Here is a 13,711-nt window from a genome sequence, read left to right on the forward strand (position 1 = left end):
CGTTGGTGGAGCAGGGCGAAGCTAGCACTGCCGACTACTCGAGCCCTGCGGCTCGCCAGCGGAATCACCCGTCGTGATATGGCCGACACTCCATCGTGATCCGTATCCCAGATGTCCCGAGAACGGGCCGAACGCCCTCTGTCGTCATCGGATACCCCGCATGCCAGCCTTGTGGATCGTGATTGCTCGGCTGAGCGCGCCGGGGTTCGTCGTCGGATCCACGGGGACGGCGGTCAGGTCCGCCGGGACGCCAGGGCGCAGTAGTGAGCTGGTGATCGCGTGCAGGATGTCGACTGGCGTCAGCCCGGCTTCGGTGAGTGCGGCGACTTCTCGGGCGTTGACAGCGCGCGGCAGTGGACCATTGCCCAGGTCGGTGCCGTACCGGACGGTTCCGCCTGCTGCGTGGAAGCGGTGGAGATTGCGCAAGGCGGTGTCTCGTTCATGGGTGGGAGTTCCCCAACCATGGATATCGAGGGTGGAGATGATCGTCGTGCTGCGGGCGAGGTCGTTGATCAAGTCGTCGGTGAGGGTTTCCGTCCACGGTGTGTGTGCGAGTACCCGTATCCCGGCCTGATACGCCCGCAAGGTTTGTCCGGATCCCTGGGTATGTGCGGTCACCGGAATGCCATGGTCGGCCGCCGTGTGGACTATTGCGCGCAAGGTGGCGTCGTCGACGACCGGACCCGCTTCGGAATTGAGGGCGACCTTTATCGTTATCGGCTCGTGCGGGAGTAACGATTCGACGGCCGCGGCGCCCGAATGTGGTCCATCGACTTCGAGTGCGATTCCCGCTGGGGCCCAATCCTGTTGGGTGGGATAACCGCCGGGCGCGGTGAGGAAGGGGCCCGCCGCCCGGATTCGGGGCAGGTTCGGATCGTTCCGCGAGCGCTCGACCAGTGGCCAGAGGTCGTCGGGCATGCCGCCGAGATCGACCAGGGTGGTCACTCCGGCCACCAGGAGTTCGGCAGGGTCGATCAGGGCTGTGTGCACATGGTGGTCGGTGAGACCGGGCAGCAGTATCCCGTCGAGGTGCGTTCGCGGCACGGCGGTCGGCGCGGCGGAGGGCGGGCCGATCCAGCTGATCTCGTCGCCGCACACGCCTACCGCGGTGGGCCCGGCGAGGTCGTCCGCGCCGAGCCACGCCGCGTCGGCGACGAACAGATGGTCAATCATGCTGTGGCTGAATCAGTTCGGGGAAGAACACGTCATCGATGGTGGCTTCGAGATAGCGTGCGCCCGAGGTGCCCGCGGTGCCTGGAGTGCTGCCGAGATGCTTCAGCACGAGCTGGAGATGACGCCGCCGCCATTCCCGCAGGTGCCCATCGATGGCAAGGAGATGTGTAGCGATCTGATACTCGACACGCTGCTCGGCGGCCTGAATTCGTTGGAACACTCCGAACAGTTCAGGCGTGGATTCCCGGCGTCGACTCCAGTCTCGTTCCAGATAGTGCTCGGGCACGGCATGGCCGCGCCGGTGCAGATATCGAATCAGTTCGTCGAACAGGCTCGGCTCGGTGGCGTAGCGGGCCGCGAAATTCCGCCAGCCGGGGTGGCGTTTTCCGAGCAGGAACTCCAGGTCCCGATACTGCTTCGAATACAGGCCGGATGCCCGGCCCAGATAGGGCCGCAACAGGTGAAATGCGCCGGGCGACAAGGTGTCCAACACCGCCCATTGCTCGTTCAGTCGCAACAGCACTTGCTCGGCGCGGGACAAGGTGGGCAGCCCCGGGGTATCCGCACGGAATGCTTCCCGTACCGCGGTCAGTTCGTGCAACAACAGTTTGAGCCATAGTTCGGTGACCTGATGGCAGATGATGAACATCATCTCGTCGTGCTGTTCTGGATCGGTGCGTGGCTGCTGCGCGCCGAGCACCTGGTCCAGGTGCAGGTAGTCGGCGTAGGTCAGCTGGGCAAGGTCAGTATCCATAGCCTGCCTTACTCATCCGGGTGAGCGCCTCGATGATCACCGGGAGCGGCGGTCCCAAATACAGCCGGTAGCACGGTGATCGGTCACCGATTTCGGCGTCCCACCGATCGACCCCCACCAGTACGCCCGTCTGCCGCAGACATTCGCGACGGAACTGCGCCACCGAACCGTGTCGCTGTGCCCGGGGCAGCGGCAGGTGCGCGAACGGTGCGAACTCCCCGACCTGTGCCAGGTCGGCCGGGTAGCCGAGTTCGCACAGCGAATCATGCACGGCGGACCGTTTTTCGGTGTATTCCCGCCCCTGTTCGGCGAGGTAGCGCTCGGACGCCGGATCGGAGAGCCAGCTTGCCATCGCCTCCTGAAGAGGAATGGCACTGGCGAAACTCCGTTGAAACTGCCACTGGTTGACCAACGTGTCGAGCGTGTGTGGATGTGCGGTTGCCGCGCCTATTCCCCAACCACTGCAATGGAATTGCTTTCCCAGTGACCGGACCGCCAGCCAGCGCGATTCGGGCGTTTGCCGCAACAGCATCCGCAGGGCGGATGTCGGTGTCCGTTCCGGATCGTGGACCCCGAAGTACGCATCATCCAGCAAGATCGCCGCGCCGGCCGCTCGCGCCGTTTCGAGCAACTGGCGGACGAGTTCGGGCCGCCAGTTGGCGCCAGTGGGATTGTGCTGGGCGTTGATCACCAGCAGCGTGTTGTGGTCCATGGCGAGGTCGGTGGTGACGGGCTGGCCCGCGTCCAACGGGTAATAGCGCATCCGGCAGCCGAGCGGCCCGAAAACCCCGGCATAGTCCCAGCCGGGCATAGGCGCGAGCACCGTGGCGACGCCTTCGGCGCGCAGCATCCGGCCGAAGTCGAACATTGCGTTTCTCGTGCCGCCCGCGGTCACCGCGACTTCGTAATCCCCGGAGGATTCGGGCGCGAGCCCGTGCGTGCGAGTGATATACGAACGCAGGACGCGTTGTAGACGGGGCAGACCGTACTGCGATATGACGTATCCGTGTGTGTGCGTCGGCAGCGCGGCCAATCCCGCGGTCAAGCCGGGCGCGGTCCTGGTCCACGTTTCGCCGAAACCTAGATAGATGAGTTCACCGGCCGGGCTGCCCGCTGCCAGGTATTCGGACACGAGTTCGGTGTCGGGGAACCTGGTGCGTAACTCGGGACCCGCGATCACCTCACGATAGGGAATCATCGGGCCTTCTCGCCGGAAACCGAGGTGGCTCGCGGACTCGGCAGCGGCCCGAACAGCTGCTCACAGGTGCGGGCGATCCGCAGCAAACGGCTGTCGCTGCCGGGTGGTCCGTCCAGCGCGATTCCTATCGGCAGCCCGGAGCTGTCCAGTCCGGCAGGCACACTGACGCCGGGCCACCCGAGAATACTGCCGAGGTTGGTGGTGCGGCTGTAGGCGAGGAACGCCGAAACCAGCTCGCCGCCCAACTCCACCTCGTCGGCCCCGATCGGCGCCGCGGTGACCGGCGTGGTCGGCCACAGCAGTGCGTCGAGCCGGTGCGTGGTCAGGCTGGTGCGCACCAGTTCGTCCAACTCGGGCCGATAGCGCGTCATCGCGGCCGTGTAGTCGTCGGGAGAGATCGCGTCCGTGCCCAAAAGTCCGGTGAGAAGCTGTTCGACATCGGGGCTTCCGCAACACGCGACGAGCTCGGCCAACGACATGGCGATATTGCCAGTCGTCAGGTAGTTCTGCAGCTCGAAGGGTGTCTCGTAGAAGGCGATCGGGAAACCTGCTTTGGCGATGAGGTCGCCGGTGTGCGCGGGAAATTCCAGCTCCACGATGTCGATCCCGGCGGCAGCGAGCTGAGCTGTGCGTCGTTCGAAACACTCCGCCAGGTCGGGGGCAAGTCCGTCGACGAAGGGACGGCGCACGACGCCGAGCCGCACCGGCGCGGGAGTGACGTCTTCCGGCTCGGTAACCCCGCTCAGGACCGAATCCAGCAGCCGCACATCCTCGACGGTCCTGGCCAACGGCCCGACCGTATCGCGGGTGCCGGACACCAGAATGAGACCTCGTTGCGAGTAGCGACCCACGGTGGGGCGGAAGCCGACCACGCCGCACAGGCTCGCGGGCATCCGCACCGAACCACCGGTGTCGGTGCCCAATCCAGCGGGCGCCAACCGGGCGGCAACCGCCGCGGCGGTGCCTCCGCTACTGCCGCCGGCTATCCGCTCCGGCCGGTACGGATTGGCCACCGGGCCGTAAGAACCGTTATTGCTGGTCATGCCGTAAGCCAGCTCGTGCAGGTTGGTTTTGCCCAACACCAGCGCTCCGGCATCCCGCAGTCGGCGCACCACGTCGGCGTCGGCGGACGGCTGGTGCTCGCGCAGGGCGGGCGTGCCACCGGTGGTGGGTAGGTCGGCGGTGTCGATGTTGTCTTTGACGGCGAGCGGCACACCGTGCAACGGCCCGAGTACCGCCCCGCTCGATCGCGCTGCGTCGGCCTGTTCGGCTGCGGCGAGCACCGCCTCCGCGCGTACGGTGATGAAGGCGCCGAGTGCGCGATGTTCGTCTATACGATCCAGAAGCGCCCGAGCATATTCCCTCGCGGACACCGAACCTCGTTTGATGTGAGCCGCCGCGTCGGCGACGCCCCACTCGATCGGGTCCATATCAGTGTCCCGCATTCTCGACGAGCAGGTGTGGAATGTGTGTGCTGATGTAGGGGCTGAGCTCGAGCAGCACGTCGTGCACGGCGTCGATGAACGTCTCGATGTGGTGGTCGGTCATCGGGATGGACAGGGCGAACAAGCCGCGGCGCGCCGTGTAGATTCCGCGGTTGAGCAGCGCGAGGTGAAACAACTCGGGCAGTTCCGCCAAGCCGGCCCGGCGGGCCAGCGCATCTTGCGGGTTGTTGATCGGCCCGTGGCCCCAGTGCAGGTGCATCAGGGACCCGATGCCGGTCATCCGCAGTCGCACGCCCGCCCGGCGTGCCGCTTCGGGGAGGTCCCGGATCAGCCGCTCGCCTTTCGCGTTGAGCTGCTCCACTTCGGCGGGGCCGTAGGTGTCCAGCGCGGCCAGCCCGACGGCCAGACTCATGTTGTTCCCACCGAACGCGCCCGCGTGATAGACGTGACCTGGTCGGGTGGGGTCGAACTGGGCCATGATGTCTTCGCGACCGCCGAATGCGCCCAGCGGGAAGCCGCCGCCGATGATCTTGCTGAGTGAGGTGAGATCCGGTGTGATGTCGTAGCGACGTTGCAGCGGCCCCATCCGGAACGTGGCGCACTCGTCGAAGATGAGCAGCACGTCATGAGCAGTGGTGAGTTCGCGCAGACCACGCAGATATGCGACGTCGCCAGGAATACCGCCTGCCGCACCCATCATCGGTTCCACGATGAGCGCGGCGATCCGCTCGGCGTGCAAAGCCAACAGTTCCCGCGCCGCCGCCAGATCGTTGTACGGCAGCAGCATCACCTCGCGCATCCGCGCCTTGGGCACCCCGCGCGCAGGCTGGGCCGGCGGGAAGGATTCCGGCAGGCCTTCCTGCGGATACGTCGGATCGGTCAGGCCTGTGAACATGTTGATCTGCGCATCATCGTGCAGTCCGTGGTAGCCGCCGTCGATCTTGACGATGACGTCACGGCCGGTGAACGCCCGCGCGGCCCGGATGGTGAGCATGGTCGCCTCGGTGCCCGAATTGCAATACCGCACTTTTTCGATCGACGGAACGCGCTCGCACACCATGGCCGCGTGCCGAGCCTGCACCTCCACGGGCGTGCCGAGGGCGGAGCTCTTACCGATTTGTTCTGCCGCCGCCGCGAGCAGTGCGGGATGACAATGACCGTGCACGGTCGCGCTCATGTTGTTGTAGAAGTCGAGATAATCGTTGCCGTCGACATCGGTCATCACGCAACCGGCGCCGTGGTCCATGAAAGTGGGGTATGGCGTGAAATGGTTGATCGTCCGGGTATCACCTCCGGGAAGCCATTCCTTCGCGTTCTCGTGTAGCCGCAGAGATTTCGGCGTGCGAACGAGATATTCATCTCTTATTCTTTGTGCGGCTATGGTTTCGAGCAAGGTCACGAGAATTCCTTCATTATCAGATCACTGGCCAGATTTGCGATGGAAGCTTGGGGAAGAGGGTGGCGAGCAGCGCCGCCGCGAGCTGGGTCTGCAGTCGATGGTCGACATACGCCGGGGCGAGTTCTCCCAGGTCGGCGTGACCCAGGAGCAGCGACAAGAACATCGCGACCGGCATGGACGCATCCGAGGAACGCCTGGTGTGCTCCGGCCACCGGTCGATATCGGCCACTTTTCCGTCCTGGAAGTGCAGTCGCAAGCCGAAGGTGTAGAAATGTAGCCGCAGCGTGCCGGTATGCCCCCGGAAGGCCGACTCGGCCAGCCTCTTGTCCAGCACAGGTGTGATGTGACGAAGAAACGCGGCGAGATCCGGAATCCGAACGAACCAGCCGATATTCGGCGGACGTCGTACCAGCAGATCGCCTAGTAGCTGATAGGCGGGGTGCTCGGTGCCGAGCCACAGCATGTATCCATCCGCACCCGTCGTCTGCCGCAGTACGCTCGGCAGGATTTCCGACCAGGACACGTCCGGCGCCAATTCGAGCCCGGAAATGGAAGTCACCGATTCCGGACATGGCTGCCCGGGTAGCCAGCTCGGAATGGGAAAACTGGGTATACCACCATAACCCGACAGTGCATAGCCCACCGGTCGATCGCCCTGCTGGATGACGAAGATTTCGTCGCGCATCATGTTGTCGCGGCTCCGGCCGGTCAGTTCGTATGCCCACAGCGCTCGGTCGCGTGCGCAGGTGAGCAAGACCCGGGACCCGGCATGGCCGTCGATGCTCTCCAGAAAAGGTGCATCGGCCGCAGTAGCACAACGCAATCCGGCAGGCTCGCCCGCCGACGGCGCCGGTGGCAGGTCACGCGTCCAGCCGCCACGGCCGGCGCGTTGGGTGAGCACCGCGTGATAGCCGTGCTCCTGATGGAAGAACATCAGGTCGGTGATGACCTGCATCAGCTGGCCGCGGCCCGCGCTGCGCTCGTGCAGCGCGTCGAACTGACGACCGATGAGCCCCCGCCTGCGATAGTCGGCATGCGTCGCCACCAGTTCCAGTCGGCCCACGCCGAACCGAATCCCGGCGTAGGACCAGGTCTGCGGCACCAGGGTCAGACCGGATGCGAGTGCACCGGTGGCCGGATCCTCCACCACCGTGATGTCCGCCAGCTCCATGGTGGGATGTGCGCGATCGAAAAGCTCGGCACTCCAAGCACCCACGGCCGCGTTGGGTTTGCCGTCCGAATCCTTATGGGCATCGGACTGGAGGGACGCGAACGCGTCTCGGTCGCCCGGAATCGCGGATCGCAGTATCAAACCATCTGGCAAGCGAATCGGTAGCACCGTCATCGTACTGGTCTCTCTGCCCGCTGGCCACGGCATGCACTCACATGGTGCAGTATCACGGATCCGTGATACTCCGGCTGACCAGCACTGGGGAGCGTTCGGATCGCTGCTCGTCCACTATCGAGGAGAGCGGTCTCCTGCATCGAATACCGGCGTGCGAGTTCGCGTTGTCGTTGCTGTCTGGAAGTGTCTGACGCCGCCGACTGCGACTACAGACCTGCGTTCGGTGGCAATCGCGCACAGTTCGCTACCCGAGCGTGCTACTTCACTCGAAGGCAGAATCCGCACGGTCGGCGAGCGCGCCGATCGCCTCGATCCGCGCGGCCGCGTCCGCGACGATCCGGTCGATCAATTCCGCACAGGTGGGCAGATCTTCGATGATCCCGGTGACCTGCCCGGCCGCGAGCACCCCGGCCTGGGTATTCCCTTCGACCAGCCCGGCACGCAACAGCATCGGTGTATTGGCTGCCATGATGACCTGGGACCAGCTGAGGTCCTTGGTCTTTCGCATCATCAGGCCGTCGCGGACCAGGGCCGACCACTTCATCCCGGTCATGCTCTTGAACTTCACGGCATTGGAGACCGCCGTGGTCAAACCACGCCAGCGGCCCGAATGCTCGAGGCGCTGTACGAGTTCGGTGTTCAGCACGCGGTGCGGCATGCCGTCGACCTTCAGTGACACCACCGTGTCCTGCAACTGCCTGCGCAGGTACTCCTGCTTCACGGCCTCGGGCACCGTGCTCTCCCGGGTGAGCAGGAACCGGGTGCCCATCGCGACACCCGCTGCGCCGTAGGCCAGGGCAGCGGCGAGACCGCGCCCGTCGAAGAACCCGCCGGCCGCGAGGACGGGGATGTCCACCGCGTCCAGTACCGAGGGAAGCAGCAGCGTGGTAGCCACCGGGCCGGTGTGCCCGCCGCCCTCGCCGCCCTGCACGACTACCGCGTCCGCGCCCCAAGCCTCGACTTTCACCGCGTGCTTTGCCGCGCCGATCGACGGGATCACCACCACTCCGGCGTCTTTCAGCTTGGCGATCAAGTCCTGTCTAGGGGCGAGCGCGAACGAGGCGACGGCCACCTTCTCGCGGATCAGCAGATCGATTCGCTCGGCGGCGTCGGTGGCGTCGGCGCGGATGTTCACACCGAACGGTTTCGACGTGTGCGCCTTGGTCTTCGCGATCGCTGCCTCCAGCTCCGCGAAAGTCATGGTGGCGGAGGCGAGAATACCGAGCCCGCCCGCCTCCGCGGTGGCCGCGACCAAGCTCGGGCCCGCGACCCAGCCCATGCCGGTCTGCACGATCGGGTGCTCGATGCCGACCAGGTCGGTCAGCGCGGTGCGCAGGTGAACGGTCATGGCTTCACCTCGTCGGCGCTCAGCTCCGTCATGACCGCGATCGCGGCTGTGCTTGTCGTTCGCTCGCTCATGCCGCGACCTCGGTTTCTCGAATCTTCTTGGGATCGAGCACCTCTCGGATCAGTCGCAGCTCTTCGGTGGTGGGCGAGCGGGTTTCGCCCGCGTCGGCGAGGCCCGCGATCTCGAATGCGGTGTTGTCGGCGACCTCGTCGGCGGTGACGCCGGGGTGCAGGCTGCGGGCACGCATGGTGTGGCCGGGACCTTCGAAATCGAAGACGCCCAGGTTGGTTACTACGCGATGCAGGTGCAGAAATCGGAACGCGGGGTTGGCACGGTCCACGTTGTCGTATCCCACGCCGGAGACGACGTCGACCCGGTCGGTGAAGACCCGCCTGGTGTGCCGCGAAACCCAGTAACTGGTGGCGTGGTTGACCGTGTTGCCCGGTGCGCCGCGCACGCCGAACATCTGCCGGGTCGGCTGTTGCAACGGGCCGAACGCGGAGAGGTTCTGATTGCCGAATCGATCGATCTGGTTGGCTCCCATCACCACATGCCGCCGACCGGAGGCCACGACATCGAAAACCTTCCGGAACGGAATCCACCCCTCGATGGGCGCCTTGCCGCCGATCGGGGGAGTGTCGGCAAGCAACAGCGCCTCGCCGTCGGAGAGCAGCAGGTCGGGTTCGGTAGTGAGCTTGGCCAGCCGGGCGCCGATGATCGACATCGGCGACATGGGGCTGGCCATGATCTCCCCCGCGCCGCTGAAGATCTCCGCGCAGGCGACCGCGCACACCTCAGCTCTGGTGATGGTTTCGGCAGTGGTCATCGCGCCGCCTCCTGTGTTATGCGGGGGTTCCCGCACCCCGTCGGCGCGATGAGCGCTGCGCGATTGTGTCTCATCGAGCCTCCTGTGTTATGCGGGGGTTCCCGCACCCCGTCGGCGCGATGAGCGCTGCGCGATTGTGTCTCATCGAGCCTCCTGTGTCATGCGGGGCACTCGGGTCCGCTTCTCTCATCACGCGCCACCTTCCGCGAACTCACGTACGGCGGCCTGGTACTGCTCCTCGGAGACCGACAGGTATTTGTCGACGAATGCCTGCCATGCCTCCGGCGACTTGGCGGACTCGACGTAGTGCTTCTGGAACTTTTCGTCGCGGCGGTAGCTGTCCCCTGTGAGGGTGAAGTGGGCGCCGCCGGGCGCCTCCACGACGCCGTCGACCATCATGCGATTCAGCAACAGGGCTTGTAGCGGAACGGTTTTCACCAGTTCCTCGGTCTCCACCACGCGTTCCACCGAGACATAGCGCCGCTGCGCCGCAAGGCAGAACAGGTCGTCGAAATATGGGTCGACGCCGGTGTAGGCCGCGTTGCCGTGCGGGTCGCCCAGGTTCAGATGCACCAGCGCCGCATCGAGATTCAGCGCGGGCATGGCGATCAGAGTTTCCGGCGTGCCGTCCTGGCCGGGGTAGGGCGATTCGACCGTCTTCAGCTCGCCCTGCCAGAAGTTCGGGACATCCGAGCCGAGCCCGGCGCGGATCGGCAGGAACGGCAGCCGCGCCGCTGCCGCCTCCAGCCCGCACTTGAGCATGCCCTCGTCCATCTCGCGCGCGACCAGTGAGCCCGAGGTACGGGCCTTGCCGAACCACGGGTCGTAGAAAGGCGGCGAATCCAGTGAAACGAAGCCGTAGTACGCCTTGCGCACCTTGCCCGCCGCGCACAGTAGCCCGAAATCCGGCCCGCCATAGCCGACTACCGTCAGGTCCGTGAGGTCCGAACGCAGGATGGCCCGCACCAGTGCCATCGGCTTTCGCCGCGACCCCCAGCCACCGATGCCGATTGTCATCCCGCTGCGCAGCTCGCCTACGACCTCGTCGAGCGACATCCGCTTGTCTTGCATGGCCTTTCGCCCCTTATCTGATTGGTGGGCACTCTCGGGCCCGTCATTCGCGCCGTGGTCCTACTGCCCGGCCTTGCGCGCCGCCAGGTCGTCGTCGAACCGGGCACGGATCTCGTCGGCGACGCCGGCGAGGTTGAGTTCGAAGGTGAATCCCTGCTCGTACCGGTAGCTGCGGTGCACGTCCTGCACGTCGATACCGTTGAGTGCCCGCTTCGCCGCCCGAATCACCCGGCCGTCCTTGGCCGCGATGTTCTTCGCTACTTCCATTGCGGCCGCGTCGAGTTCGGCGCGCGGCACCACCTGGTAGACCGAGCCGTGGTGCTGTAACTGCTGGGCGGTGATGGTGGTCGCGGTGTAGAACAGCGCGCGCATCAGATGCTGTGGCACCAGTCGGGCCAGGTGGGTCGCCGCGCCGAGTGCGCCGCGGTCCACTTCGGGCAGGCCGAAGGTGGCGTCGTCGGAGGCGATCACGATGTCCGCGTTGCCCACCAGCCCGATGCCACCGCCCAGGCAGAAGCCGTGCACCACGGCGATCACCGGCACCTGGCAGTCGTAGATCGCGCCGAATGCCTCGAAGCAGCCGTGGTTCGCGTCGATCAGCGCTTGGTGGCCGGGCTTGCGCTGGATCTCCTTGATGTCCACGCCCGCGTTGAAGCCGCGGTTCTCGGCGCGCAACACGACGACTCTCGTGTCCTGGTCACGACCCGCCGCACGCACCTCGTCGGCGATAGCGAACCAGCCGTCGGTGGGGATGGCGTTGACCGGCGGGTAGTCGACCGTGATCACGGTGATGCCAGTTGATTCGGAGTGACGGTTGATCCCCATCGCAAGTCCCATCAGGTGTACCCAGCACATTGGCAAAGCAAGCAGTTGCTTGGTAGGTTAGCACGGTGGCACTCGAAATCGATCTGCTCGGCCGCGTCGTTCTGGTGACCGGCGGCGTGCGCGGCGTGGGCGCGGGGGTGAGCAAGGCGTTCCTCGCCGCGGGCGCGACCGTTGTGGCCTGTGCGCGACGGCCCGCGGATGTTCCCGTCGAACTCGACGGGCGGGCGATCGAATACCTGCCGTGCGATGTTAGGGACACCGACGCCGTCCGAGCGTTGATCGACGCGATCACCGAACGCCACGGCCGTCTGGACCACCTCGTCAACAACGCGGGCGGCGCCCCTTTCGCGCTCGCCGCCGACGCGAGTGCGAACTTCCACGCCAAGATCGTCGAACTCAACTTGCTCGCCCCGCTGCTGGTGGCGCAGGCCGCCAACATGGTGATGCAACAGCAGCCCGAGGGCGGCTCGATCCTGAACGTCTCCAGCGTCAGTGGGCACCGCCCGTCGCCCGGCACCGCGGCCTATGGCGCGGCCAAGGCGGGAATGGACAGCCTGACCGCCTCGCTCGCCGTCGAGTGGGCGCCGAAGGTTCGAGTCAACTCGCTGGTCGTCGGGCCGGTCGATACCGAACTGAGCCAGTTGCACTACGGCGACCAGGACGGCGTCGACGCGGTGGGTCGCACCATCCCGCTGGGCCGCATGGCCCGCCCCGACGACATCGGCCGCTGTGCTGCCTTTCTCGCCTCCTCGCTGGCCGCCTACGTCAGCGGCGCGACCCTGCTGGTGCACGGCGGTGGCGAGCGGCCCGCTTTCCTCGCTGCCTCCACTGCGGCCGTCGGTAGCAGCAATCCTGAACACACCGGACACACGACAAGGACACAGGCATGAGCGGTCAGACCAGGAGCAGGCAGCGGAGCGTAACCACGGAGGGCCCCGCTCATGCCGGAAAAGGACACCAGGCATGAGCGGTCAGGACCGAAGCAGGCAGCGGAGCGTAACCACGGAGGGCCCCGCTCATGCCGGAAAAGGACACCAGGCATGAGCGGTCAGGACCGAAGCAGGCAGCGGAGCGTAACCACGGAGGGCCCCGCTCATGCCGGAAAAGGACACAGTATGGACAGCGAGCAGATCTGCGCCGGACGCACAGTTATCGTCACCGGCGCGGGCCGGGGCATCGGCCGCGCGCACGCTCTCGCCTTCGCCGCCGCGGGCGCCCGCGTCGTGGTCAACGACCTCGGGTCGACGCTGGACGGCGCCGCCACCGCGGAGACGCCCGCTCAACAGGTCGTCGCGGAGATCGAGGCGTTCGGCGGCGAAGCCGTGGCCAACGGCGACGACGTGGCGGACTGGGAAGGCGCGCACAGCCTCGTTCACCAGGCAGTCGACACCTTCGGCGGCTTGGATGTGCTGGTCAACAACGCGGGCTTCGTTCGCGACCGGATGCTGGTCAACCTGGGCGAAGACGAGTGGGACGCGGTGATCCGCGTGCACCTCAAGGGACACTTCGTCACCATGCGGCACGCGATCGAGTACTGGCGTGCGGAGTCCAAGGCCGGGCGTCCGGTCGACGGCCGCATCATCAACACCAGCTCCGGCGCCGGACTGCAGGGGAGCGTCGGCCAGGGCAATTACGGCGCGGCCAAGGCGGGGATCGCAGGTCTGACGCTCACCGCCGCCGCCGAGTTCTCCCGCTACGGCGTCACGGTGAACGCGATAGCCCCGGCCGCCCGCACCAGGATGACCGAGACTGTGTTCGCGGAGACGATGGCCGAGCCCGAGGACGGCTTCGACGCCATGGCGCCGGAGAACGTCTCCCCGCTGGTCGTGTGGCTGGGCAGCTCGCGTTCCGCGGCTGTGACCGGGCGGATGTTCGAGGTCGAAGGCGGCAAGGTGGCATTGGCGGACGGCTGGCGGCACGGGGTCGCTGTGGACCATGGCGCCCGCTGGAATCCGGCCGAACTCGGACCCGTGGTGGCCGACCTGATCGCCAAGGCGACTCCGCCGGAACCGGTCTACGGGGCCTGACCGGTTGCCACCTTCTGGGACGCGGTGCAGGGATGAGGGTCTATCATGGGCACCCATCCGTTGAACAGTCCCGTGTGAGAGTCGCGACCGGGCACATATCTGCGCTTCACTGATGAGGGGAAGGCTGGCGCATGGCCGTAGGTCGCACGCTCCGTGTGGCAGCGATAGCTGGGGCTGTCACCGGCTTTGCGCTACTCGGCGGCGCGATCCGCGGCGAGGCGCAACCTGGGGGTTCCTACCCGTCCTACATTGCGGAGCCCACTTCGCTGCCCAACCACGCCGGCGATGCCGGGTATCCGC

Annotated in this window: 12 protein-coding genes; 2 read left to right on the forward strand and 10 right to left on the reverse strand. The window is 66.2% G+C overall.

The features are described 5' to 3' along the window. Positions 1–144: 144 nt before the first annotated feature. The 10 genes from OH799_RS27030 to OH799_RS27080 all read right to left on the reverse strand — a co-directional run bounded on the left by OH799_RS27030 (position 145) and on the right by OH799_RS27080 (position 11,384). Entirely contained in the window at positions 145–1,173 is a 1,029-nt protein-coding gene (locus tag OH799_RS27030) for a hypothetical protein (protein ID WP_406269575.1), read from the reverse strand. Beyond that, entirely contained in the window at positions 1,166–1,927 is a 762-nt protein-coding gene (locus tag OH799_RS27035; protein ID WP_406269578.1) for a tryptophan 2,3-dioxygenase family protein, read from the reverse strand. The genes OH799_RS27030 and OH799_RS27035 overlap by 8 nt, the downstream gene beginning before the upstream one ends. Next, the gene (locus OH799_RS27040) at positions 1,917–3,125 is read right to left on the reverse strand and encodes a pyridoxal phosphate-dependent aminotransferase (protein ID WP_408976398.1); all 1,209 of its coding nucleotides are present in this window, start codon (positions 3,123–3,125) and stop codon (positions 1,917–1,919) included. Before OH799_RS27040 ends, OH799_RS27035 begins: the two co-directional genes overlap by 11 nt. Further along, the gene (iaaH, locus tag OH799_RS27050) at positions 3,122–4,555 is read right to left on the reverse strand and encodes an indoleacetamide hydrolase (RefSeq protein ID WP_406269585.1); all 1,434 of its coding nucleotides are present in this window, start codon (positions 4,553–4,555) and stop codon (positions 3,122–3,124) included. Before iaaH ends, OH799_RS27040 begins: the two co-directional genes overlap by 4 nt. A gap of 1 nt (position 4,556) precedes the next feature. Next, positions 4,557–5,969, reverse strand: a complete 1,413-nt coding sequence (locus OH799_RS27055) for an aspartate aminotransferase family protein (protein ID WP_406269588.1) — start codon at positions 5,967–5,969, stop codon at positions 4,557–4,559. A gap of 16 nt (positions 5,970–5,985) precedes the next feature. Continuing rightward, positions 5,986–7,347 carry a GNAT family N-acetyltransferase gene (locus tag OH799_RS27060; RefSeq protein WP_406269591.1) on the reverse strand — a complete coding sequence of 454 codons (1,362 nt, stop codon included), beginning with the start codon at positions 7,345–7,347 and terminating at the stop codon, positions 5,986–5,988. A 229-nt stretch (positions 7,348–7,576) separates the two neighbouring features. Beyond that, complete coding sequence (locus OH799_RS27065; protein WP_406269594.1) at positions 7,577–8,662, reverse strand: NAD(P)H-dependent flavin oxidoreductase; 1,086 nt, start codon at positions 8,660–8,662, stop codon at positions 7,577–7,579. Between the two features lie 67 nt (positions 8,663–8,729). Next, positions 8,730–9,488, reverse strand: coding sequence for a CoA-transferase subunit beta (locus OH799_RS27070; RefSeq protein WP_406269597.1), 759 nt, complete (start codon positions 9,486–9,488; stop codon positions 8,730–8,732). Between the two features lie 189 nt (positions 9,489–9,677). Further along, complete coding sequence (locus OH799_RS27075; RefSeq protein WP_406269600.1) at positions 9,678–10,559, reverse strand: CoA transferase subunit A; 882 nt, start codon at positions 10,557–10,559, stop codon at positions 9,678–9,680. Positions 10,560–10,619: 60 nt separating this feature from the next. After that, positions 10,620–11,384, reverse strand: a complete 765-nt coding sequence (locus OH799_RS27080) for an enoyl-CoA hydratase family protein (protein WP_406282632.1) — start codon at positions 11,382–11,384, stop codon at positions 10,620–10,622. Positions 11,385–11,449: 65 nt separating this feature from the next. Between OH799_RS27080 and OH799_RS27085 the strand changes: the two genes are divergently transcribed. Both OH799_RS27085 and OH799_RS27090 read left to right on the forward strand, forming a co-directional pair. Next, positions 11,450–12,274 (forward strand): SDR family oxidoreductase, encoded by an 825-nt coding sequence (locus tag OH799_RS27085; RefSeq protein WP_406269603.1) that lies wholly within the window; start codon positions 11,450–11,452, stop codon positions 12,272–12,274. A gap of 225 nt (positions 12,275–12,499) precedes the next feature. Then, complete coding sequence (locus OH799_RS27090; RefSeq protein ID WP_406269606.1) at positions 12,500–13,411, forward strand: SDR family oxidoreductase; 912 nt, start codon at positions 12,500–12,502, stop codon at positions 13,409–13,411. Positions 13,412–13,711: the final 300 nt, after the last annotated feature.

Source organism: Nocardia sp. NBC_00881, assembly GCF_045207455.1.
Lineage (GTDB): Bacteria > Actinomycetota > Actinomycetes > Mycobacteriales > Mycobacteriaceae > Nocardia.

What these genes read in the sequence shown, in the direction of transcription:
- OH799_RS27030 (WP_406269575.1), bottom strand. Translation starts at nt 1,173, where the DNA reads ATGATTGACCATCTGTTCGTCGCCGACGCGGCGTGGCTCGGCGCGGAC.
- OH799_RS27035 (WP_406269578.1), bottom strand. Translation starts at nt 1,927, where the DNA reads ATGGATACTGACCTTGCCCAGCTGACCTACGCCGACTACCTGCACCTG.
- OH799_RS27040 (WP_408976398.1), bottom strand. Translation starts at nt 3,125, where the DNA reads ATGATTCCCTATCGTGAGGTGATCGCGGGTCCCGAGTTACGCACCAGG.
- iaaH (WP_406269585.1), bottom strand. Translation starts at nt 4,555, where the DNA reads ATGGACCCGATCGAGTGGGGCGTCGCCGACGCGGCGGCTCACATCAAA.
- OH799_RS27060 (WP_406269591.1), bottom strand. Translation starts at nt 7,347, where the DNA reads ATGCCGTGGCCAGCGGGCAGAGAGACCAGTACGATGACGGTGCTACCG.
- OH799_RS27065 (WP_406269594.1), bottom strand. Translation starts at nt 8,662, where the DNA reads ATGACCGTTCACCTGCGCACCGCGCTGACCGACCTGGTCGGCATCGAG.
- OH799_RS27070 (WP_406269597.1), bottom strand. Translation starts at nt 9,488, where the DNA reads ATGACCACTGCCGAAACCATCACCAGAGCTGAGGTGTGCGCGGTCGCC.
- OH799_RS27075 (WP_406269600.1), bottom strand. Translation starts at nt 10,559, where the DNA reads ATGCAAGACAAGCGGATGTCGCTCGACGAGGTCGTAGGCGAGCTGCGC.
- OH799_RS27080 (WP_406282632.1), bottom strand. Translation starts at nt 11,384, where the DNA reads ATGGGGATCAACCGTCACTCCGAATCAACTGGCATCACCGTGATCACG.
- OH799_RS27090 (WP_406269606.1), top strand. Translation starts at nt 12,500, where the DNA reads ATGGACAGCGAGCAGATCTGCGCCGGACGCACAGTTATCGTCACCGGC.